Genomic DNA, 21,686 nt, shown 5'->3' on the forward strand with positions numbered 1-21,686 from the left:
GTTTAAGGAATTATTACATACCTTTATCTCCTAAAATCTATTTTTTATGATACGTCGATTATTTGTTTTAAGTCTTGTCTTTCTCGTTGTTTTATCTTGTAAAAATGAAACATCAGAAACAGAAGTAAAATCTAACAATGCTGAATTTACTAAACTTTTAGAGGATTATAACCAAGGTGGTTATGAATTAGATCCTATGATAGCTACAAATGCAGGGAATACGGATTATAATACTGCTTTTCCAGATTTTTTATCTGCCGATTATAAGACTAAGAAGAAGACTTATTATGAGTCTTATAAAAACAAATTGTCTCACATAGATTTTGAGTCATTGAATAGTACCGAAAAAATGAGCTACAATGTCTTAAACTGGGATATCGATATTAATCTAGAGGCTATGACCTTTAAAAAAGATTTAATGCCTATAGATCAAATGTGGTCTAAAAATTTAGATTTTAACCAATTGGCTTCAGCAAGTAATGCGCAACCTTTTAAAACAGTAAAGAATTATAACGATTGGATGACGCGTGTCGATAATTATCTGGTTTGGTTAAACTCTACTATAGAAAATATGAGAACTGGCATGTCTGAAGGCTATGTATTACCAAAACCTTTGATAAAGAAAGTGATTCCTCAATTTGAAACATTAGCAACTGGGGAAGTTGTAAATCATTTGTATTACGCACCAATTAAAGTGATCCCAGATAGTTTCACTCAAGATGAGCGTGAAACAATAACAGCGGATTATTCTACGATGATTAAAGATAAGATTATGCCAGCACATCAGAGTATGGTTGATTTTTTAACAAACGAATATTTGCCAAAAGGAAGAATGTCTAGTGGAATAGATGCTACACCACTCGGAGCTGATTATTATAGTCATCAAATAAAACTGTATACCACTACTAATATGACAGCTGATGAAATTCATCAATTAGGATTAAGTGAAGTGTCACGTATTCGTTCTGAAATGGAAGCCATTAAAGAACAGGTAGGTTTTGAAGGAGATTTAAATGATTTTTTTGAACATGTAAGAACAAAAGAGTCTTTGATGCCATTCACAGAACGTTCGCAAGTTATTGCCTTCTATGATAGCATTCATGATGTTATGAAACCACAAATAAATAAGCTATTCGGAAAACAACCTGTCACAGCTTTTGAGGTAAGACGTACACAACCTTTTAGAGAGAAGTCTGCTGCTGCAAATTACAGTTCTGGTTCTTTAGATGGTACACGTCCAGGTATTTTTTATACACCGATACCATACGTTGAAAGTTATAATATATTTGATAAAGAAAGTTTGTTTTTGCATGAGGCGATTCCTGGGCACCATTTTCAGATAGCCTTGCAACAAGAAAACAAAGAATTACCAGATTTTAGAAAAACATTATGGTATAGCGCTTATGGAGAAGGTTGGGCACTTTATACCGAAGCTATGGGCAAAGAGTTGGGGTTATTTAAAGATCCGTATTTATATTTTGGAATGTTAAGTTCTGAGATACATAGAGCAATAAGATTGGTTGTAGATACAGGGCTTCACTCTAAAGGGTGGACAAGAGAACAAGCTATACAATATTCGTTGGAGAATGAAGCAAAGTCTGAAGCTTCGATAACTAGTGAAATTGAGCGTTATATGGCTAATCCTGGGCAAGCCTTGTCTTATAAGATAGGTCAATTAAAACTTATAGAATTAAGAGAAAGAGCAGCTAAGGCACTTGGGGATAAGTTTGATATTAGAGAATACCACAATCAGGTTTTAGAAACAGGTTGTATTCCACTGCAACTTTTGGAAGATAAAATAGATGCTTGGATAGCAGATTCTAAATAAATAGCTGTCTAAGTTTGATTAATCTATTGAAATTTAAGCAGTCGATTTCTAAAGTATAAACTCATTTTTGTATCCTGCAAGGTCTTTTTTGACCTTGTAGGTTTTTAAAAAGTTTAAGGCATACCTTCAGGTGTTTAAAACCTTGTAGGTAAAAATATAATGAATATCAGCTCATTAATAATAAAAATCAGATTAGATATAAAATATTAAAGAGAATGGACTTTATCTATGGTGATAAGGTTCATTTTTTAGTATTGTAAAACCACGATATAATTGTTCTATAAAGAATAATCTTACCATTTGATGAGAGAATGTCATTTTAGATAGGCCTAACTTTCCATTAGCACGTTGATAAACAGGATTAGAGAATCCATAAGGTCCGCCAATAACAAAAATTAGTGTTTTAATACCAGAGTTCATATGCTTTTGGAGATACTTTGAAAATTCAATAGAAGTATACTGTTTTCCATTTTCATCTAGTAGAATAAGAACATCAGCCTTCTGAGTTTTTGCCAAAATAAGCTCTCCTTCTTTTTCTTTTTGTTGAGATTCTGATAGATGTTTTACATTTTTTATGTCTGGTATAATTTCAAATTCAAAACGTGTATAATGGCTAAGGCGTTTTGTATAATCTTCAATTAACCCAATTAAGGCTTTATTATCTGTTTTGCCTATGGCAATGAGTTTGATTGTCATTTAGTATCTAGATGATATAAAGCAATGAGATTGATTAACTGTTACTCTTCGATTTCTTTGAATGTTATTTGTTTTTAAGCGTTTTTCTCTCTCTCTTTCTCTTTCAACCTGTGCTTGACCTATAGCAATTAATCTGTTTTTATTCTCTATTCTAGCTTTTAAAATAAAATTTGTTTCAAAAATTTGAGGATTAGTATCTATTTGATTAAAGTCAGAGATATACTCTCTCCAGTTTTTATTTAACATTTTTTCGACTTGATGTTCGGGTAAATAGCGATAATAGAAATAATGTCCATTAGGTTTCAATATTATTATACCTGAGGATTTATTTTTAAAAAATGTGTTTTTCAAAACTTTATTAATTTTTTGAAAACTATAATGTTTTATATTATAAGTGAAATTCTGATTTACAGAATAAAAATGTATTGCTAAAGAATTATTTCTTTTTAAAAACCGATTACATTTCTTTTGGATTTCATCAGTTGTTTTTCTGTTTTTTAAATACTTTTTATAGGATACATTGCCTGCTTCATCAAGAGATTTTCTGTGTTTCAGGGATTTAGAATACTCTTCGAAGCCCATAATAGTATCCTTATATGTAATAATTAAATTTTTGTTTAAATCAGTTGTATTATAAAATGATTTGAAAACACCTTGAATTTGAGTTAATTCTGTATCATCCAATTTCTTAAAATCATAATCTTTTATAAGGTATTTAATTTTAATTGAGTCTCTTAATACGATTTCTTCATGAAAAATTAAGGATTTTGATTTAACATAAAATTTAGCCATATCTATTTGGCTCATGTTTTCATCCAAATACAGAATAGGTTTATCAGTTTCTTGCGTTAAACTAAGCAAGGGAATAATTAATAATAAAAACAATAATTTAGTTTTCATTTATAGTTGAATAGATTGATAAACTAAATTTACAACTATATTTCAAATATCACCTTTCAATTCCTATTTTTACATCAAATAAGAATTAAATGATTTCAAAAGCAGAGTTTCAAAAAGAGATAGATTTAATTATAGCTAACGCAATTAGAGAAGATGTTGGTGATGGAGATCATAGCTCATTGGCGTGCATACCAGATACAGCTCAAGGAAAAGCGAAACTTTTAGTAAAAGATGATGGTATTATTGCTGGTATTGAATTTGCGAAACAAGTATTTGCTTATGTAGATGCTAACCTAAAAATAGAAACATTAATTGAAGATGGCTCAGAGGTTAAATATGGGGATATTGCATTTTATGTAGAAGGAGCTTCACAATCTATTTTAAAATCAGAACGGTTGGTGCTCAATGCTATGCAGCGTATGAGCGCTATAGCAACAAAAACTAAATCTTTTGTAGATTTACTAGAAGGAACAGGTACTAAAATTTTAGATACCAGAAAAACAACTCCAGGCATTAGAGCACTAGAAAAATGGGCTGTAAAAATTGGAGGAGGAGAGAACCATAGATTTGCATTGTATGATATGATTATGCTTAAAGACAATCATATCGATTTTGCAGGTGGTGTTGCAAAAGCCATAAATTTAACTAAGGCTTATCTTAAAGCTACTATGCGCGATTTAAAAATTATTGTTGAAGCTAGAGATCTTAATGAAATTAAAGAGATATTAGATTGTGGTGGAGTATATCGTATTTTAATAGATAATTTTAATTATGAAGATACACGTAAAGCAGTTAAGTTAATAGGAAACCAATGTTTAACGGAATCTTCTGGAGGTATTAATGAAAATACGATTAGGGATTATGCATTATGTGGAGTAGACTATATATCGTCAGGTGCGTTAACACATTCGGTGTATAATATGGATTTAAGTTTAAAAGCAGTATGATGTAATTCTAAGTTAGAAATCATTTTATGTCAAAATCAATTGAAGATAAATTAGATAAGATTCCGGTAGTAAATCAATCTGTAAAGGTTTGTAAAAAAATCAGGTTGCCAGGTTTTGAGGGTTTGTCTATTTACGATTTATTGGAGCTATATGTTATTGGTATTGTTAAAGGCACATTAACCACAAGAGCAAGTGCTATTGCATTTAGTTTTTTTACTGCAATCTTCCCTTTTTTATTATTCTTAATTATTTTAATCCCTTATATTCCAACTCTTATTCCTAATATGGATTTAGAAGTTTTTCAATATAATTTTAGAAGCTTTTTAAAGACATCCTTGCCTCCACAAACTTCAGATTTTTTTATGGATTCTATTTTCCAAAATTTAGAAGGTAATAATAAACAGGTAGGGTTATTATCTTCAGTATTTGTATTGTCTATGTTTTTAATGACTAATGGTGTTAATGCGGTGTTTTCCGGCTTTGAAAATTCGTACCATAAACAGTTAACACGTAATATTATTCAACAATATATGTACGCATTAGGTATCGCTTTAATACTCGCTATTTTAGTACTGATTACCGTAGCTTTTTTTGGGTATTTTCAAATTTATGTTATTAGTCCTTTGTATGAAAGTATTAATAATGAAGTATTTATGGAAGAATCGTCAAAAGGTTTAGGATGGATTACACCAGTAAAATATTCATTTTTTATTATAATGGTATATTTATCAACTGCGATATTATACTTTTTTGGTACTAAAGAAGGACGGAAAACACGTTTTTTTTCAGTAGGAGCTTTGCTAACAACTTTACTAATTATTTTAACTTCTTATTTATTTGGGATTTATATTGATGATTTTTCAAATTACAACAAGCTGTATGGTTCTATAGGTGGTCTATTAATTCTTTTACTATATCTATGGTTAAATGCTAATATATTACTTTTGGGTTATGAGCTTAATGCGACATTAAGAGGCTTAGAAAAAATCAATCAGTCAAAATGAAAAAGGTATTATTTATAATTTTACTAGTATTAATAGTTTTACCCTTAAATGCTCAATCTATTTTAGGGCAATGGAAAACCATAGATGATGAAACAGGTGAAGCTAAATCTATTGTTGAGATTTTTGAAAAAGAAGGCAAAGTATATGGTAAGATTATAAAAGTTTTAAATACTAAAATAAAAAATCCAGTATGTTCTAAATGCAAGGGAGAAAATAAAAATAAATCAATTATAAATCTACAAATTATAGCTGATTTATCAAAAAACGGGGATGTATATGAAGATGGTACAATACTTAACCCTAGTAATGGAAAAATATATAAATGTCGTATAAAATTAGAAGATAATCCCGATCGATTGCAGGTGAGAGGATACATTGCATTTTTCTATAAAACTCAATATTGGCATCGTGTTAAAAAGTGAAAAGTAAAAAAGCAAAAGTATAAAGTTATCAAGTATAAAGTTATTTTGGTAGTGTCTCTAATCTCTAATCTCTAATCTCTAATTTCTATCGATTTCATTGATGTCATATTACCTATTCCGCTTCAAAAAGCATTTACCTATCATATTACTGAAGCCGAATCTAAGTTTTTAAAACCAGGCATGCGTGTTGCAGTTCCGTTTGGAAAAAGTAAAATTTATACCGCATTAGTTTTTACAATTCACCAAAACCCACCAACAGCTTACGATGCTAAAACCATACATCAAATTTTAGATGATAAACCTGTAGTTACCACGACACAATTAAAACATTGGCAGTGGATTGCTTCTTATTACATGTGTAGTCTAGGAGAAGTAATGCGAGCAGCAATGCCAAATGCATTTATTTTGGAGAGTGAAACGATTATATCAATTAATAACTCGTCATCAGTTGAAGAACACAATTTAAAAGATGATGAGTTTTTAATAGTTGAAGCGTTACAGCATCAGTCTTCATTAAAAATTGGAGATGTGATGTCTATTTTAGATAAAAAACGTGTTTTGCCAGTAATAAAAGATCTCGTAGACAAAAATGTATTACAACTGCAAGAAGAACTCTACGAAAAGTATAAACCTAAATTGGTAAGGTATGTAAAACTACATGCTAATTATAAATCTGAAGAACATCTTCAAAACTTGTTTGAGCAACTAAAACGAGCTCCAAAACAACGCGATGTAGTAATGAACTTGTTTGTTTTAGAAACAGAATCAAATGCATCCATAAAAGTTTCAGAATTATTAAAGCGAAGCGGAGCTACTTCTGCAACTTTAAAAACATTAATAGACAAATCCATTTTAGAAGAATATTTTATACAGACAGATCGTGTTCAGTTTAAAGGAGACAATTCTTCTACAGCTAAAACACTAAATGATGCGCAACAAAAAGCGTTAACCGAAATAGAAGAAATTTTTAAAGAAAAATCAGTTGCATTATTGCATGGTGTAACATCATCTGGTAAAACAGAAATTTATATCAAACTTATAGAAACTGAGTTGAAAGCAGGAAAACAAGTGTTATACCTATTGCCAGAGATAGCTTTAACGACACAACTTGTTAATAGGTTGCAAAGTTATTTTGGTGAAAAAGTAGCTGTATTTCATAGTCGCTATTCGGGTAACGAGCGTGTTGAAGTTTGGCATAACATGCTCGAGAATTCTGAAAAAACACAAGTAATAATAGGTGCGCGCTCTTCGTTGTTATTACCATTTAATAATTTAGGCTTAATTATAGTAGATGAAGAACATGAGCAATCGTATAAGCAATTTGATCCAGCACCACGTTATCATGCTAGAGATGCAGCTATTGTGCTTTCTAATATATTTAGCGCTAAAACACTATTAGGTTCTGCTACACCAAGTTTAGAGAGTTATTATAATGCGTCTAGTGGAAAATATGGTTTAATAGAGCTTAATACACGTTATAATAATGTGTTAATGCCAGACATAGAGTTGATAGATCTTGCGGATAAGTATAAGCGAAAACGTATGAAAGGCCATTTCAGTGATCGCTTAATTGAAGAAATGATCGAGACGCTAGATGAAGGCTTTCAAATTATATTATTTCAAAATCGAAGAGGATTTTCACCAATTATAGAATGTACAACTTGCGGACATTCGCCACAATGCCCAAATTGCGATGTGAGCTTAACCTACCATCAATACAGAGATCAATTACGCTGTCATTATTGTGGATACAACTCAATAATGCCTAAAGCTTGCGAAGCCTGTGGAAATATAACTTTAGATACTAAAGGATTTGGAACAGAACAAATAGAGGAAGAAGTTAAAACCTTATTCCCTGATAAGAAAGTTGCACGTATGGATTTAGATACTACACGTGGAAAATATGGTTTCGAAAAAATAATTACAGCTTTTGAACAGCGCGAAATTGACATTTTAGTAGGAACACAAATGCTAACCAAAGGTTTAGATTTTAGATCTATAAAGCTCGTTGGTATTATGAATGCAGATAACCTGTTAAATTTCCCGGATTTTAGAGCGCATGAGCGTAGTTATCAATTAATGGCTCAAGTCTCAGGTAGAGCAGGACGTACAGATGTAAGAGGTAAGGTTTTAATTCAAACCTATAATCCGCATCATAATATTTTGCAACAAGTGTCTTCTAATTTATACAAAGACATGTATAAAGAGCAATTAGACGAGCGTTATAATTTTAAATATCCACCAATATATCGATTGATTAAAATAACTTTAAAACACAAAGATTACAATCGTGTAAACTTAGCTTCAGATTGGTATGCCAGATCATTAAAACAAGTTTTTAAACAAAACGTTTTAGGACCAGAATTTCCGCCTGTATCAAGAATTAGAAATCTATATCACAAAAATATATTAATAAAGATTCCTCAACCTCAATCTTTACCTAAAACAAAAGAAGCTATTAGTAAAATACACAATAGCTTCTTAAGTATTAAAGATTATAGGGCTGTTAGAGTAGTTTTAAATATCGATAATTATTAAGTTATGTTATTTAAAGCATCCACGAGTTGCGTTTTCTTATTACGACTCAAAGGAATTTCATATGCTCCAACTTCAACATTTTTACTGTTAAAGCGATCAATTTTATCTAAATTCACAATATAGGATTTATGAATTCTTAAAAACTTTCCTTCCGGAAGTTCAAGTTCAAAAGCTTTCATTGTAGATAATACAACTAAGCTGTTCTCTTCTGTTACTACTTTTACATAATCTCCAAGAGCTTCAATCCACTTAATGTCTTTAATATAGACTTTACGTTTTTTAAGATTGCTTTTTACAAAGATATGTTCACCTTCAGTTTCGTTAAAGTCTAATTTTAGCTTATGCTGCTCAATAGCTTTTTCAACGGCAGTATTAAAGCGTTCTTTAGTAATTGGTTTTTGAAGATAATCTGTAGCATCATAATTAAATGCTTTAAAGGCATATTCTGTTTTGCCAGTAACAAAGATAATTTGGGGTTTGTTGTTGAGTACATCTAAGAGTTCAAATCCATTAAGAACAGGCATCTCAATATCAAGGAAGATAAGATCTACCTTGTGTGTATTAAGACCGTTCTTAGTTTCTAACGCACTACTATATTCAGCTATAAGATTAAGAGAAGAATGATTTTCTATTAATTTTACAATAGAGAGGCGCTGGATCGCAGAATCGTCAACAACTACACAGTTTAATGTCATAACATTATCATTTTTAGGTTAAGATATCGACAATAGTACGAAAAATTCGGTTAAAAACCAAAAAACGCCGACAAAGTGTAAAGTTTAACATAATTTAATTTCAAAATTTAGCATTAAAAAATAGGCTTTAAATTGTTGGTGTAGTTATAATTATTGCGTATTTTTGCAGCCGTTTTTAACAATAAAAAATATTTTTTATGAATCATTATGAAACTGTTTTCATCTTAAATCCCGTTTTATCTGAAGATCAGATAAAGGAAACAGTAAAGAAACACGAAGATTTTCTAGTTTCTAAAGGTGCTAAGATGATTGCCAAAGAAAATTGGGGACTAAAAAAGTTAGCCTACCCAATTCAAAACAAAAAAAGTGGTTTTTATCACTTATTTGAGTATACTGTTGCTGGAGAAGTAATAGAGCCTTTAGAAGTAGAGTTTAGACGTGACGAGCGTTTTATGCGTTATTTAACTGTTAAGTTAGATAAGCATGCAATATCTTGGGCAGAAAGAAGAAGAGAAAGAAACAAACAAAACGCTTAATTATGGCATCAATAGATCAACAAGCAAAAGGAAAAAAAGAAGGAGAGATTAGATATCTTACTCCATTAAATATAGAAACCTCTAAACAAAAAAGGTATTGTCGTTTTAAAAAGGCTGGTATTAAGTATATCGATTATAAAGATCCAGATTACTTATTAAAGTTTGTAAATGAGCAAGGTAAATTATTACCAAGACGTTTAACAGGTACTTCTTTAAAATACCAAAGAAAAGTGTCTGTAGCTGTAAAAAGAGCAAGACACTTGGCTTTAATGCCATATGTAGCAGATTTATTAAAATAAATATATCATAACAATGGAACTTATATTAAAACAAGACGTTGAAAATTTAGGATTTAAAGACGATATTGTAACAGTAAAGAACGGTTATGGTAGAAATTTTTTAATTCCTCAAGGGCAAGCTATTTTAGCTACAATATCAGCTAAAAAAGTATTAGCTGAGAATTTAAAGCAAAGAGCTTTTAAAGAAAAGAAAGTTATTGATGATGCTAAAGCTGTAGCTGAAGCATTAGCAGGATTAGAAATAAAAATACCTTCTAAAGTTGGTACAGGCGACAAATTATTTGGATCTGTAAATAATATAGACTTAGCAGCGTCTTTACAAAATGCTGGTCAAGAGATTGATAAAAAATATATCAATGTTATTGGTGGTAATGTAAAACGTTTAGGTAAGTATAATGCTGTAATTCGTTTACATAGAGAAGTCACAGTTGATTTCCCTTTTGAAGTTGTAGCTGAAAAATAATATTAGACTTAAATAACACTTTATATAAAGAGGTAACTAATTAATTAGTTATCTCTTTTTAGTTTTGTCACTTAAAATTATTAGATATCATGAAAACAAACATAATATATGTTCTCTTAATTACTATCACGCTTTTTAATTGTAAAGGCAATATAGAGCCTAAACATAAAGGAGAAGTAGAAGTCGATGGATTTAAAGTTTCAAAACCGATTGCAGATTTTCGTTTTTCAAATAATAATGCTCCAAAAATAAGTGTGCATCGAGGAGGAAAAGGCATTCTAAACTATCCAGAGAATACATTAGAAACACTTCAGTATGTTAATAATAGAATTAATGGTATTTATGAAATAGATGTAGCCAAAACTAAAGATGGTGTTTTGGTATTAATGCACGATAACTCTATTGACAGAACAACTACTGGTAGTGGTTTAATAGCAAATTTAACTTATAAGGAATTGCAAACATATAATGTTGTTGATGATTACGGAAACAAGACGAAATATAAAGTGCCATTGTTTTCTGAAGTTTTAAAATGGTGTAAAGCAAATAATGTTGTACTAACTATAGATATAAAACGAAGCGTTCCTCAAAAGGACGTCATTGAGGCTGTTAAAGCTGTAAATGCAGAAAATGTAAGCATTATAATAACGTATAATTTAGAACAAGCTAAAAGTGCTTATGCGTTAGCGCCAGAATTACTATTATCAGTTTCTGCCCGTAATCAAGAAGAGTTAAATCGTTTATTAAATTCTAATATTCCTACGCAAAACATGTTGGCTTTTACTGGGACACGACTTTCTAATCCATCGCTTTTTAAGCAATTACATGACAAAAACATATTGTGTATGCTTGGCACACTAGGAAATTTAGATAAACAAGCAGAGGCTAGAGGAGATGGTCTGTATCTTAAGTGGATGGATGATGGTATAGATATTATAGCTACAGATCGACCATTTGCTGTAAACAATGCTATAAATAAATAAAATAAGAATCAAAAAGATTTCGTGCTAGATACGGAATGATAAATATATTTTTAATGAAATACGCTAGACTTTCAAAAGAACAGTTTGAAGAGTTGCACCAAGAGTTTATTAATTTTTTAGCAACTCAATCAGTAACAGCAGATGAATGGGTAAATTTAAAAGTAAATAAACCCGAATTAGCAGAGCAAGAATTAGATGTTTTTAGCGATTTAATATGGGAAGGTGTTCTAGGAAAAGTAAAGTATATAGAACACATATCTGCTCAGCAGTTGTATCTTTTTTATTGCGAAGAAAAACGAATACGTTTAATAGCATTAAAATTAAAAAAAGAAGATATTGATTTAACAACACCTAAAGGATTTCAATGGTTAAGAGAAAATTTATTATCTGATGATATAGAATTTTTTAATGCCAATAAAGAATATTCTAAGGATAAGCATCAAGATATCTTTAAGTTAATTCAAGAAGGCGGAAATATAACTAAAGGAGAATTATTTCAGTATTTCGATAAAATAATTAATTAATTAATTAATATTATTCGTATCTTAAAGATTCTATTGGGTCTAATTTTGAAGCCTTAGTTGCAGGATATACACCAGATATTACAGCAACAATAAAAGCAATACTTGTGGCCCATATCATAGCAAACCATGGAGTAGAGAAGTCAAGATCAAAACCTTTTGATATGCCCCAACCAATTAAAATACCTAATAAAATACCTATCACACCTCCAAGTTGCCCTATAATTACAGTTTCCATAAAGAACTGAAATGCAATGGTTTTACGCTTAGCACCTAAAGCTTTACGTACACCTATTTCACGAGTGCGTTCACTTACTGATACTAACATAATATTCATTAGTGCTATTGTAGATCCAAAGATGGTAATAATACTAATAATCCAAGCAGCAACGTAAAGATAGTTAGAAATGCTTCCAATTCTATTAATGAGGTCATCGCTCTTAACAATGGCAAAATCGTTAGTTTCAACAGGGCTAAGACTTCTAATATTTCTAAACGTTAATATAGCATCTTCTTGAGCGCCTTCAAGCATTTCATTTCTATCAACTCTAACGCTTAAATTATAATTAATAAAAGGAGATGTAAAAATAGAACGTGCTTTTTGTATAGGAATAATAACACGTAAATCTTGATTATTACCAAAAGTAGAACCTTTACTTTCTAAAACACCAACAACTTTAAATTTAGAACCTCTTAAACTTATGGTTTTATTTAAAGGGTTTTCATCAGGGAATAATGCTTTCTGTAAGTCACTGCCAATAACACAGATAGCATTACTATTACTAACATCAAAGACATTTAAACCACGCCCAGATTCAAGCTCCAAACCAGAATTAGATAAAAAATACTCATTAGCACCTATTACAGCGACTTCTGGATCTGTTTTTTTATTATTGTATTTTACTTCTGTTGAATTAGAACCAAAAAACCAAAATGCTGTTTGTGTTCCAGGAAAATCATAATTAGTGACAAACTCATTAGCATCTCTAAAACTAATCACCGGATTTATTTTTGTGCGTTCAGTCCTTCTAGAACCATTACCAACTCTAACGGTTAACCCATAACGTCGCATATTAAATGTATTGGCTCCCATAGAAGAGAAGTCACTAGAAATAGTGTTCTCTAGAGCAGATACGCCACTTAAAATGCCGACTAAAGCCATAATACCTATAGCTATAATTAAAACAGTTAAAATGGTTCTCAGTAATTGGCCTTTAATAGAATCTAAGGCTATTCTAATATTTTCTTTAACTAATGAAAACATATTTTCTGGTCTAAAATTTCTGTTGGTTTGCTATAAGACTACTTAAAGTCAATAAAGTTACTATAAAATTGAATTATCTTGACATTGCCTTTAAAAATTATAATATTTTTGTGAAGTATTTGACATAATTGTCACACTGAGCGCAGTCGAAGTGTCTAGATTTAATTTTCTTTTCGCTTTTTATTGCTTAGATATAGTTTTAATTAAAAAGACTCCCGTTTCCGCGAGAGATAAATATGGCACAAAAACCAAAAATACCTAAAGGCACAAGAGATTTTAATGCAGAAGAAGTTGCTAAACGCAACTATATAATGGAGACGATAAAAAAACAGTTTCAAGTTTTTGGATTTCAACCTATAGAAACACCAAGTTTTGAAAACTCTGAGACTTTAATGGGGAAATATGGGGAAGAAGGTGATCGCTTAATCTTTAAAATATTGAATTCAGGTGAGTATTTAAAAAAACTATCTGATGAAGATTACGCAGTAAAATCAGAATCTAAGTTTACATCTAAGATTTCTGAAAAGGCACTACGCTACGACCTCACAGTGCCTTTTGCACGTTACGTCGTGCAACACCAAAATGACATTGCATTTCCGTTTAAGCGCTATCAAATACAACCTGTTTGGCGTGCAGACCGACCACAAAAAGGACGTTTTAGAGAATTTTTTCAGTGTGATGCAGATGTTGTTGGTTCTAAATCCTTATGGCAAGAGGTAGAATTTGTGCAACTTTATGATGCGGTATTTTCAGCATTACAATTAAATGGTGTTACTATAAAAATAAATAATCGTAAAATTTTATCTGGTATTGCTGAGGTTATTGGCGCACAAGACAAATTAATTGACTTTACAGTAGCTTTAGATAAGTTAGATAAAATAGGAGAAGACAAGGTTAAAGAAGAAATGCTTAATAAAGGTATTCCTCAATCTGGGATAGATAAACTTCAACCTTTATTTTCATTAAAAGGAGATTTTATAGCTCAAATAGAAAGCTTAAAAACTATTTTAAGTACGTCTAAAGTAGGTTTAAAAGGAATTGAAGAGTTAGAGTTTGTTAACTCTACTATTGAAGAGTTAGGGCTTAAAACAGCTAAATTACAACTCGATGTAACTTTAGCAAGAGGCTTAAATTACTATACAGGAGCCATTTTTGAAGTTTCTGCACCAGATGGAGTAAAAATGGGTTCTATTGGTGGTGGAGGTCGTTATGATGACTTAACTGGGATTTTTGGATTGAAAGATGTAAGTGGAGTAGGTATTAGCTTTGGGTTAGATCGTATCTACCTAGTTTTAGAAGAACTAGAACTTTTTCCTACTACAATTAAAGAAAGTACAAAAGTGCTCTTTATTAATTTTGGTGATCAAGAAGCTTTAGCATGCTTAAAAGCGATTAAAGGGTTACGCTCTAATGGAATAAAAGCTGAATTATATCCAGATGTTGCCAAAATGAAAAAGCAAATGAATTATGCCAATCGGAGAAATATTCCTTATGTGGTTTTAATTGGTGATGAAGAATTAAAAACAGATACCTTCACGTTAAAACATATGGAATCAGGCGAACAATCTATAGTCTCACTAGACCATCTTATAGATCAATTCTAAAAAAATAAAAAATGCCTCACAAAGTGAGGCATTATAAGTTAAGAAAAGTAAGATTGGTAGAATTAGTTTATTATAATTTTTTTAGATACCGAACCGCTTTCAGTATTTAATTTAATAATATAAGTTCCAGGACTTAAGTTCCTAACGGTATATTCAGAGTAACCGCTCTCTGAAATTTCATTAAAGTGTTGTACAGACTGACCAAGAATATTATAAAGGGTCATATTTTCCATAGTAACACCATGTGGGTTCATTAAAATAATTTTGTTTGTTGAACTAGAATAACGTACATCCAATTGATCTCCTATATTATCAATAGGTAAATCTTCTGCAGTATCTTCTGCTGAGTCTTCATCGGTATTGTCTTCAGTTTCATCATCTTTATCATCTTGTTCAATGGGGTTTGTTTTAAATGTAATTTCAAACCTAGAGTCATAGTACCCTGTATTTAAAAACACTTTATAATCTCCATCTTTTATATTATGAAAATAATCCAATTCTTTATCATGTACAAAGATGTCTAAATTCTCAGGCACATTGATTAATTGATCAATTGTAAATATATTATCTCCATCTTCAGATGTGTAAAGCGCTAAAGGATATGCTATATCATCAGCAACACTGTTTGAAGACTGTATAACATAGAATTGTTGATCTTCAAGTAACCAGAATATATCTTCAGCTTGATATTCATAAGTTATACCATCATAACCCCAATCTACGCCAGGAGTAGTGTTTTCATCTATAGTTAATAATAATTGACGGTGTAAATCTGTAGCAGAATTAAATCCTAATTTTATTTTTATACGTTGATCTTCATTGTCAGAGTCGTTTCTTTGGAAAGCAGTAGTTTTACCTTTTTCATTAGAAGACCTTGCAAATAAACCATTAGTATTATTTTTTGGTTTAAAGACACGCTGTCCATTGTTAAAGTTAATGGTATTAGAACCTGCGCTAGTACCAATAACAAAGAAGCCTTGTCCTACAGGGATATATCTCCCAGGAGTATGTGTTGGTGTACCACCAGAATCAACATCCTCATCACTAATACCAAAGTTTGCAAATGGTGCTGATACTGAGCCTGCTAAATTATAGGTGGCATAACCACCTTGATACTCAGATAGTATATGGCTAAAACCTCCCCAATGCTCCCAGAAATAAAGTGTACCGCTAGTTGTAGCATCGTCTTCACCTGCACCAGTAATTATATAAACAAGGTGTCCATTGGTATCTGTAACTGGGTTTCCACTACTATCTACATGTACAAAATGTGAGTCTCCATTACTGTCTTCATAAATAGGATTCCCGTTACCATCTAAAATAGGATTATTACTTCCATCTAAACTTACATGATATAGATTTCCTTGAGTATCTATATATACTGGACGCCCATTACCATCTAAAATTGGATCACCATTGCTATCTAATGCTACTTCAATTAATCCTTCTTGAAAGAATATAGAAGGTCCATTATCAATTATAAATTGTCTAGCATCAATAGCAGAAGCATAAGGGTTACCAACTAGGTAATCATTTCCTTCATTAACAGTAAGGTTTATATCTGCATTATTAGGTTTTCCTAAAAATGTATAGTTCTGATTTCCAGTTGTATTAGGCCCAGGGCCTTTCATAGTAAAACCTTCTCCTGGTAAAATATTACCAGAACGTCTTATATGCTCCCATGCAGAAAAATCGCCATCGAGATTGTTCGCAAATTTCCATATCCAGTAATCCGCAATTTCTACTGGTGTTGATCCTGTAGAAGGATTACCATCAAATGTATTAGTTAAGAAATTAACATCGAACTGTCTATCTTTCATAATATCTTGTACCGCATACGAATAGGTGTTTACTCCAGAAGGTGTATTAGAACCAATAGGGGAAGACCAATAATTGTATCTAAATCTGTTTGGTTCACCTTGTTGATCTTTTTCTAGAAGGCCATCAGTGCCAACCACTAAATCACTATCTATAGTTTGTATCAATTGAGATTCTCCTTCAAGATCTATTTTACCATCTAGAGCTAAGTAATGTGTAACAGTAATTCCACTTCCAGTACCAGCAGTATTATCTCCCATGACTGTTAATTCATCATCAGGATCTCCATCCCCAATAAACATCCCAAGAACTGTTCGGTTGCCTTCATTGCCTGAAGGTAAACTAGAATTATCTAACGTAACATCATTATTAATACGTACAATATTCCAATCTGTAGTTCTAGAATTATCCAATAAAGATCTAGAACCAGGAATGGTTTGAACACTTCCATTAATCCAAGTAGCACTAGAATCCCAATCTCCATTTTGAATAGAGATATAAGGTAATGGTGCTGTTTGTGGTTGTATTGTGTTTATATTTTTAGGGAAACCACTATTTGTATTTTCTGATAGATCTTGAATTATATCTCCTGTCATAGGATAATATGCGCTTAAGTTAGACCATGATAAACCAGAAACATCTCTAGGAATAACAGAACCTCTTACTGCGCCTCCATTATCTTGGATTTCTTGATTCATCATTTCTCTAATCTGAATTTCTGTTAATGCAGTATCCCAAATACGAACTTCATCTATAAATCCATCAAAATTATTAAAAGAATCATCACAAGGAAAGTTACTATCAAACATAGCACCAATCATAAATTTATTAGTCGTGTCATCAGGTGCGTTTGCGACTGGACCAGAAATAGATTCTATACCATCAATATAAATACGAGCCGTACTTCCGTCATAGGTAGCCGCAATATGATGCCATTTGTTATCATTTATTCGATGAGAATTTGGGGATGTAATATTTAATTGTTCTACACCCGCATTATTGTACCAAGTTAAATTTGGAAGTCCATTATTAATTATGGCTAAATGGTAGCCTTGTAAACTGCTTGAGTTGATGTCTCTTTTAGAAACTATCGTATTGATAGATGCTACTCCGTTACTTTCATCAAAAACCCATGCTTCTAAAGAAAAGTTTCCTGTAATGTCTATGTTGTCTCCAAAATCGATGTAATCATCAACACCGTCAAAGTCAATAGGTAAATTAGAAGCTCTCCAATCACGGTCTGTTAAAGCATCTGCTATTGGGTGCGATGTAGCTTGAAGATTAGAATTAGTTGCACTAATTCCATTTATTGTATTATCAAACCCATCATCTAAACCATCATCATCTGTATCTACTCCTGTAAACAGACCTGTACCCGCATTAGGGGCGTCAGCACCATTTACAGTGCCATCACCATTGGTGTCATGTCCTTCTATTCTATCGTCTTCGAAGTCGTTATCAGAGTTGGTGTCTAAGTAGTCGGGGATACAATCAAAATCAGTATCAATAGGTGTTAATCCATTACCACCAAAAGCACCAGAGTTGTCAAAAATATCGATAATACCATCACCATCACTATCAGCGACCACATAGGTAATAAAACTAGCAGTTGTTTGTGCTTCTACATTATCTGTAATACCATCATCATCAGAATCTATATCTATAAAATCAGGAAATCCGGTAGCATCAAAATTCCCGTTTGGGTAGGTGTCTGGAATTCCGTCTCCATTACCATCAGGGCCTGTAATTAAAATACTACCTGCACCATCATTAATATCGTTATAACCATTACTATCGATATCAGTAAATCCATCAATTATGGCATTGGCATCACTATCTATTCCACCAGCTTCTATAAGATCTACAATACCATCATTATCACTATCTAAATCTAAAAAATTTAAGAAACCATCTTCATCTGTATCTCTATTTCCAAAATTTAATCCGGTATCGTAAATATCAGCAAGCCCATCATTATCAGAATCCGTTAAAACATCTACAATACCATTACCGTCGGTATCATAACCTCCGGCTTCTACTATATCTGGAATGCCATCATTATCACTATCTAAATCTAAATGATTAAGTTGGGTATCTCCATCAGTATTGTTTACAGAAACTGATTCCATAATTTGAAAATTATCTACCAATAATCCTGGAGCTCCTGATGTTGCTCCAGCACGACTTGCAATTAAACGAATAGTATCTACACCAGTCGCTGTGAAATTACGAGAATATGTATTTTTAGTAAAAGCTACAGGACTAGTAAACATAATCTCTTCTATAAAAACACCGTTTATAAACAAATTACCAGCGGCCATGTTAGCATCAGTGTTTCCAGAATAATCAAAAGAAAATTGATAAACTTGTCCAGGTGTAAGTGTAGTAATTGTTTGTTCAATACCATTAGGGAGAAACCCGCCAGCGATATAAGTAGGGTCAGTTACTAAAGGAGCTCCCGCTACTGACACATTATCATTAGGTCCACTTCCTAATATATCTATAAATTGATCTCCTGTTACAAAAGCAGAAACTGCAGGTAGGGCAGCAGGTCCAAAAGCAGCTATATTTGCAATATCTATATCTCCAATAATAGTCCATTCATTAAATACAATTGGTGCAGCTAAAGGTACAACACCTCCTAAGCCAATAATTACATTTGCTCCATTTAAATCAGTATCTGGCATCTCAAAAGAACTATTTACTAATCTATTAACAAATGTAGATTCTATAGTATCTAAAATACCATCATTATCATCGTCAATATCTGTAAAGTCAACGACACCGTCACCATCAAAGTCTAAAGATGAACTTGCTTGTACATCAAAAGTATAAGGATCTTCATCACTGTCATCATTATCAATAGATATCTCTGCTCGTATGTTTGCAGTATTTGCAGTTGGTGCAAATCTTACTACAAAAGTTAAATCAGTTCCGCCGCCAGCAATACTATTAGCAGTAGGTTGTGTTAATATAGAGAAAGCCGCATTACCAGAAATATCAACTAAAGGAGTCCCTCCTGTTAAATTTAAAGTTCCAGCACCAGTATTTTGAATAGTAAATGTGCGATCTAAAGTTGTTCCTGCTATTATTGATCCAAATTCGGTACCATCTCCAACAATAGGCGTTGTACTACCAGATGCAATATCCATTGCATTTCCTTGAATATTTATTTCTGCCCCAGTAGTAGACGTAGTCAAATCAGACAAGTCAACAATTTGTATTTCATGTAACATGGTATTACCGCTCCTGCCTGCAGAATGTGCTGCTTGTGTTGCAGAATTAAAATAATAATTTCTCCAACCTCTAGAATATGCAGTACCTGTACCAGAAGAGCGCGATGAACCAACAATTAATGCTTCGTTTATGTTTGCTGACAATGCCCCGGTTATATCTATGGGTGTTTCTCCTTGGGTATCACTTGTGTTTGAAAAACGAGTTACAGTTAAATTAGGATTAGACAAAACATGAACAAATTGTCTATTTGTACCTGCAGAATCATGATTTGCATGAAAATTCCAATCAACTCTTTGGTTGTTATTGCCTATAGTCATTACAGGCCAGTTATCGGCTATAGCATCATTTGTGCCACTTGCATTTGTGTCTCCTCTATGGTGGCTAAATATTAGTGCATTGTTCCAATTACTTACATTGGTAGCTGTACCACTACCATCTGCATTATTTCTTAATGTGATAGTCCCTGTGTCGTTGTTTACGTTGCCAGAATCTCCATGTAATACAGTCCAATTACTTCCTGTAAATTCTACTAAAGTGATATAAACAGTTACATTGTTTCCATTTGAACCTTTTTGAACTCGCATTGTAGTTGCATTATCTAAAAAAGCTATTGCTGTTCCAGAATCTGCATCATCTCCAGTTGAGTTATTCATTATACCAGTAATGAATGGAATACAACGTTCGGAATTTGTTATACCAGAAATTGCTTGAGTTAAATCATTTGTGCCTCCATTTAAGTTTATGGCAAAACGTCCTCTTACAATCATTTCATTTCCACCTCCAGGAGGTCCAATATATTCCCAAATGGATGTTCTAAAAGAAGCATTTGCATTAGTAGAACCAGATTCTCTGAAAAATGATAGTGTATTGGGCGCAGTAAGTTGTCTTGCACCAGCTAAATCATCACCTTCGGTGTTTGCAGTGCCAGTACCAGTATGAGTTTTACGGTTATTGTTAGCTAAAGCTACAGCATTATTTAATGTTACGGGAGTAATTACGGTAGATCCTCCATTTCTTCCTATATTATTCTGTAGATGTTGGACATTAAAATCGGGTGTTTGAGAAAAGGCACTCACCGATATTAATAAAGTAAATATAAGGGTGCGGAACCTTAATAATAAAGTAAAAGTTTTCATAAACGGTTAATTAGTAGTTTTGGGACTAAAAATTTAAGTTACAAACATAGTATGTTATTCTGTGAAATGCAATAATAATCGATGAAATGCACTTATATTTTTTAATTAATTGATTTTCAGTAGTTAAAAAAACAGTAAGAAATAAACTCTTACTGTTTTTTTATACTTTAATTCTTTTAAGTTCTAAAATTTAATTAATCTTTTATTGAAAATATCTCCATTATTAATATTTAAAATTCTAATTAGGTATAGAGCTTGTTCTAAGTTATTTAATCCATTTAAATTGATAGATCCATTATTTCCAATACTTACTTTGTTATATACTTTTCTACCATTTAGATCATAGATTGTAATATTAAACTCATCTCCAGAGTATTTTCTAGGTAATTTAATAGTTATAGCATCTTTAAATGGATTAGGTGAGATATTGAATAGATCTAATTCTTTATCGTCTGTGCTTAGTGTTGTATCTTCTACAGTTACCGTAGTATTACAAGTTGCTGTATTTCCGCTTTCATCCATTACAGTTAAAGTCACAATCACATCATTCCCTAAATCGGCAATTGTAAAAGTAGTTTGACTTACACTTAGAGTTACTGTTCCACAATTGTCAAATGAACCTCCGTCTATATCTGAAGCTGTAATGTCTATACTGTTACTGCCATTTAAATTAATTATAATAGATTGACATACAGGGGTAGGGTCTGTTGTATCTTGTAAAGTAATGACTTGTACAGAAGAAGCAGTTCTATTAGCCGCATCCGTAGCCGTCCACGTTCTAGTAATTTGATTAGC

General features: G+C 31.9%; 17 protein-coding genes. 11 read left to right on the plus strand and 6 right to left on the minus strand.

Features of this window, described 5'->3' with window-relative positions:
• Positions 1-46: 46 nt before the first annotated feature.
• Positions 47-1,828 carry a DUF885 domain-containing protein gene (locus K8Z87_RS09530; protein ID WP_227477288.1) on the plus strand — a complete coding sequence of 594 codons (1,782 nt, stop codon included), beginning with the start codon at positions 47-49 and terminating at the stop codon, positions 1,826-1,828.
• 222 nt (positions 1,829-2,050) lie between these two features.
• Here the strand turns inward: K8Z87_RS09530 and rlmH are convergent, their stop codons facing one another.
• Entirely contained in the window at positions 2,051-2,524 is a 474-nt protein-coding gene (gene rlmH, locus K8Z87_RS09535) for a 23S rRNA (pseudouridine(1915)-N(3))-methyltransferase RlmH (protein ID WP_227477289.1), read from the minus strand.
• Positions 2,525-3,424 (minus strand): hypothetical protein, encoded by a 900-nt coding sequence (locus tag K8Z87_RS09540; RefSeq protein WP_227477291.1) that lies wholly within the window; start codon positions 3,422-3,424, stop codon positions 2,525-2,527.
• Positions 3,425-3,513: 89 nt separating this feature from the next.
• Here K8Z87_RS09540 and nadC point away from each other — a divergent pair, with 89 nt between their 5' ends.
• The 4 genes from nadC to priA all read left to right on the plus strand — a co-directional run bounded on the left by nadC (position 3,514) and on the right by priA (position 8,335).
• Entirely contained in the window at positions 3,514-4,371 is an 858-nt protein-coding gene (gene nadC, locus K8Z87_RS09545) for a carboxylating nicotinate-nucleotide diphosphorylase (RefSeq protein WP_227477293.1), read from the plus strand.
• 26 nt (positions 4,372-4,397) lie between these two features.
• A complete protein-coding gene (locus tag K8Z87_RS09550) occupies positions 4,398-5,375 on the plus strand; it encodes a YihY/virulence factor BrkB family protein (RefSeq protein WP_227477294.1) in 978 nt (325 codons plus the stop codon).
• Positions 5,372-5,797, plus strand: a complete 426-nt coding sequence (locus K8Z87_RS09555; RefSeq protein ID WP_227477296.1) for a DUF2147 domain-containing protein — start codon at positions 5,372-5,374, stop codon at positions 5,795-5,797. The genes K8Z87_RS09550 and K8Z87_RS09555 overlap by 4 nt, the downstream gene beginning before the upstream one ends.
• A gap of 87 nt (positions 5,798-5,884) precedes the next feature.
• A complete protein-coding gene (priA, locus tag K8Z87_RS09560; RefSeq protein ID WP_227477314.1) occupies positions 5,885-8,335 on the plus strand; it encodes a replication restart helicase PriA in 2,451 nt (816 codons plus the stop codon).
• On the opposite strand, the gene K8Z87_RS09565 is transcribed toward priA, so the two are convergent.
• On the minus strand, positions 8,332-9,030 hold the full coding sequence (locus K8Z87_RS09565; RefSeq protein ID WP_227477298.1) for a LytR/AlgR family response regulator transcription factor: 699 nt from the start codon (positions 9,028-9,030) through the stop codon (positions 8,332-8,334). The genes priA and K8Z87_RS09565 overlap by 4 nt on opposite strands.
• Before the next feature lie 197 nt (positions 9,031-9,227).
• On the opposite strand from K8Z87_RS09565, the gene rpsF reads away from it, so the two are divergent.
• From rpsF to K8Z87_RS09590, 5 genes are all read left to right on the plus strand, one after another.
• Positions 9,228-9,566, plus strand: coding sequence for a 30S ribosomal protein S6 (gene rpsF / locus K8Z87_RS09570; protein WP_227477299.1), 339 nt, complete (start codon positions 9,228-9,230; stop codon positions 9,564-9,566).
• A 2-nt stretch (positions 9,567-9,568) separates the two neighbouring features.
• Positions 9,569-9,865: a 30S ribosomal protein S18 gene (gene rpsR, locus K8Z87_RS09575; protein WP_227477301.1), complete on the plus strand. Its 297-nt coding sequence runs from the start codon at positions 9,569-9,571 to the stop codon at positions 9,863-9,865.
• A 13-nt stretch (positions 9,866-9,878) separates the two neighbouring features.
• Complete coding sequence (gene rplI, locus K8Z87_RS09580) at positions 9,879-10,328, plus strand: 50S ribosomal protein L9 (protein ID WP_227477302.1); 450 nt, start codon at positions 9,879-9,881, stop codon at positions 10,326-10,328.
• An 89-nt stretch (positions 10,329-10,417) separates the two neighbouring features.
• Positions 10,418-11,311: a glycerophosphodiester phosphodiesterase family protein gene (locus K8Z87_RS09585; protein WP_227477303.1), complete on the plus strand. Its 894-nt coding sequence runs from the start codon at positions 10,418-10,420 to the stop codon at positions 11,309-11,311.
• 53 nt (positions 11,312-11,364) lie between these two features.
• Positions 11,365-11,835, plus strand: a complete 471-nt coding sequence (locus tag K8Z87_RS09590) for a DUF6495 family protein (protein WP_227477304.1) — start codon at positions 11,365-11,367, stop codon at positions 11,833-11,835.
• Between the two features lie 10 nt (positions 11,836-11,845).
• Here the strand turns inward: K8Z87_RS09590 and K8Z87_RS09595 are convergent, their stop codons facing one another.
• Entirely contained in the window at positions 11,846-13,096 is a 1,251-nt protein-coding gene (locus K8Z87_RS09595) for an ABC transporter permease (RefSeq protein ID WP_227477305.1), read from the minus strand.
• 236 nt (positions 13,097-13,332) lie between these two features.
• Between K8Z87_RS09595 and hisS the strand changes: the two genes are divergently transcribed.
• The gene (gene hisS / locus K8Z87_RS09600; protein ID WP_227477307.1) at positions 13,333-14,700 is read left to right on the plus strand and encodes a histidine--tRNA ligase; all 1,368 of its coding nucleotides are present in this window, start codon (positions 13,333-13,335) and stop codon (positions 14,698-14,700) included.
• A gap of 62 nt (positions 14,701-14,762) precedes the next feature.
• Here hisS and K8Z87_RS09605 read toward each other — a convergent pair whose 3' ends face one another.
• Both K8Z87_RS09605 and K8Z87_RS09610 read right to left on the minus strand, forming a co-directional pair.
• Entirely contained in the window at positions 14,763-20,891 is a 6,129-nt protein-coding gene (locus K8Z87_RS09605; RefSeq protein ID WP_227477309.1) for a LamG-like jellyroll fold domain-containing protein, read from the minus strand.
• Positions 20,892-21,074: 183 nt separating this feature from the next.
• On the minus strand, positions 21,075-21,686 hold a 612-nt coding region (locus tag K8Z87_RS09610; protein WP_227477311.1), incomplete at its 5' end, for a T9SS type A sorting domain-containing protein.

Source organism: Winogradskyella immobilis (assembly GCF_021887715.1).
GTDB classification, from domain to species: Bacteria; Bacteroidota; Bacteroidia; order Flavobacteriales; family Flavobacteriaceae; genus Winogradskyella; species Winogradskyella immobilis.